The sequence below is a fragment of the Clostridium estertheticum genome (assembly GCF_018861295.1).
Taxonomy (GTDB): domain Bacteria; phylum Bacillota; class Clostridia; order Clostridiales; family Clostridiaceae; genus Clostridium_AD; species Clostridium_AD estertheticum_D.
On record NZ_JAHLDM010000065.1, the window covers coordinates 1 to 2,954 of the forward strand.

General features: G+C 49.7%; 1 rRNA gene. It reads left to right on the forward strand.

Annotation, left to right across the window (positions count from 1 at the left end):
- Positions 1 to 11: 11 nt before the first annotated feature.
- Positions 12 to 2,950 (forward strand): 23S ribosomal RNA (locus KPL54_RS25540).
- Positions 2,951 to 2,954 lie beyond the last annotated feature (4 nt).

Consider the following 2,954-nt stretch of genomic DNA (forward strand, 5'->3'; position numbering starts at 1 on the left):
ACAGAATCAAAGGTCAAGCTACAAAGGGCGCATGGCGAATGCCTTGGCACTAGGAGCCGAAGAAGGACGCGTTAAGCTGCGATAAGCTTTGGGTAGGCGCAAATAGCCTGTGATCCAAAGATTTCCGAATGGGGGAACCCACATAGTAACAACTATGTACTGCATACTGAATAAATAGGTATGCAGAGGTACACCCGGGGAACTGAAACATCTAAGTACCCGGAGGAAGAGAAAGAAATATCGATTTCCTAAGTAGCGGCGAGCGAAAGGGAATGAGCCCAAACCTAAGTCTTTGACTTAGGGGTTGAGGATAGATCATAAATACTGCAATTCTTTAATTGAAGATAGCTGGAAAGCTGCTCCGCAGAAGGTAATAGGCCTGTAAATGAAAAGGAAGAACAGTCAGATCTAATCCAGAGTACCACGAGACACGTGAAACCTTGTGGGAAGCTGGGAGGACCACCTCCCAAGGCTAAATACTACCTAGTGACCGATAGTGAAGAAGTACCGTGAGGGAAAGGTGAAAAGAACCCCGGAAGGGGAGTGAAATAGAACCTGAAACCGTGTGCCTACAACCGGTCGAAGCACTTTTTATGTGTGACGGCGTGCTTTTTGTAGAACGAGCCAACGAGTTACGATATGTAGCAAGGTTAAGTACTTAAGGTACGGAGCCGAAGGGAAACCGAGTCTGAATAGGGCGTTCTAGTTGCATGTCGTAGACCCGAAACCGGGTGACCTATCCATGGCCAGGATGAAGCGGAAGTAAAATTCCGTGGAGGTCCGAACCACGTTGGTGTTGAAAAACCATGGGATGAGCTGTGGATAGCGGAGAAATTCCAATCGAACTCGGAGATAGCTGGTTCTCCTCGAAATAGCTTTAGGGCTAGCGTCGATTAATTGAGTAATGGAGGTAGAGCACTGAATGGGCTAGGGGCTGACAACAGTTACTGAACCCTATCAAACTCCGAATGCCATATACTTTTATTTCGGCAGTCAGACTGCGAATGATAAGATCCGTAGTCAAAAGGGAAACAGCCCAGACCATCAGCTAAGGTCCCAAAGTGTAAGTTAAGTGGAAAAGGATGTGGGATTTCTAAGACAACTAGGATGTTGGCTCAGAAGCAGCCACTCATTCAAAGAGTGCGTAATAGCTCACTAGTCAAGAGATCCTGCGCCGAAGATGTCCGGGGCTAAAACTTACCACCGAAGCTATGGGTTTACACAATTGTGTAAGCGGTAGAGGAGCTTTCTGTACTGGCTGAAGTCATACCGTAAGGAGTGGTGGACGGTACAGAAGTGAGAATGTTGGCATGAGTAGCGAGAGTTAAGTGAGAATCTTAACGGTCGAAAACCTAAGGTTTCCTGAGGAAGGCTCGTCCTCTCAGGGTTAGTCGGGACCTAAGCCGAGGCCGAAAGGCGTAGGTGATGGACAATCGGTTGATATTCCGATACCACCAATGGACGTTATTAGAAATGGGATGACGCAGGAGGATAAGATGTGCACACTATTGGATGTGTGTCTAAGCATTTAGGCGGAGCAAGCAGGCAAATCCGTTTGCTCTTAACGCTGAGATGTAATGGGGAAGGCAATTTATTGCTGAAGTATCTGATTCCACGCTGCCAAGAAAAGTCTCTATCGAGGATATTGGTGCCCGTACCGCAAACCGACACAGGTAGGTGAGGAGAGAATCCTAAGACCATCGGAAGAATTACTGTTAAGGAACTCGGCAAATTGACCCCGTAACTTCGGGAGAAGGGGTGCCTACGTAAGTAGGTCGCAGAGAATAGGCCCAAGCAACTGTTTAGCAAAAACACAGGTCTCTGCTAAAGCGAAAGCTGATGTATAGGGGCTGACGCCTGCCCGGTGCTGGAAGGTTAAGGGGATTAGTTAGCTGAGAGCTTGCTCTTGGCGAGGCTATGAACTTAAGCCCCAGTAAACGGCGGCCGTAACTATAACGGTCCTAAGGTAGCGAAATTCCTTGTCGGGTAAGTTCCGACCCGCACGAATGGCGTAATGATTTGGGCACTGTCTCAACAGTACATCCGGCGAAATTGTAGTTCCAGTGAAGATGCTGGATACCCGCGATTGGACGGAAAGACCCCGTAGAGCTTTACTGTAGCTTAGCATTGAATTTCGGTATTGTCTGTACAGGATAGGTGGGAGACTACGATACATGGGCGTCAGCCTGTGTGGAGTCATCCTTGGGATACCACCCTGACAGTACTGAGGTTCTAACTGGAGGCCATGAATCTGGTCACAGGACATTGTTAGGTGGGCAGTTTGACTGGGGCGGTCGCCTCCGAAAGAGTAACGGAGGCGCCCAAAGGTTCCCTCAGCGCGGTTGGAAATCGCGCGAAGAGTGCAAAGGCAGAAGGGAGCCTGACTGCGACACTTACAAGTGGAGCAGGGACGAAAGTCGGGCTTAGTGATCCGGTGGTACCTCGTGGGAGGGCCATCGCTCAACGGATAAAAGCTACCTCGGGGATAACAGGCTGATCTCCCCCAAGAGTCCACATCGACGGGGAGGTTTGGCACCTCGATGTCGGCTCGTCGCATCCTGGGGCTGAAGTAGGTCCCAAGGGTTGGGCTGTTCGCCCATTAAAGCGGCACGCGAGCTGGGTTCAGAACGTCGTGAGACAGTTCGGTCCCTATCCGTCGCGGGCGTAGGAAATTTGAAGGGAGCTGTCCTTAGTACGAGAGGACCGGGATGGACAAACCTCTGGTGCACCAGTTGTCACGCCAGTGGCATCGCTGGGTAGCTATGTTTGGAAGGGATAAACGCTGAAAGCATCTAAGCGTGAAGCCCACCCTAAGATGAGATTTCCCATTGTCCACACGTAAGTGTGGTGCAAGTAAGACTCCTGGAAGACCACCAGGTTGATAGGTTAGAGGTGTAAGCATGGTAACATGTTCAGCTGACTAATACTAATAAGTCGAGGGCTTGACCAAGATA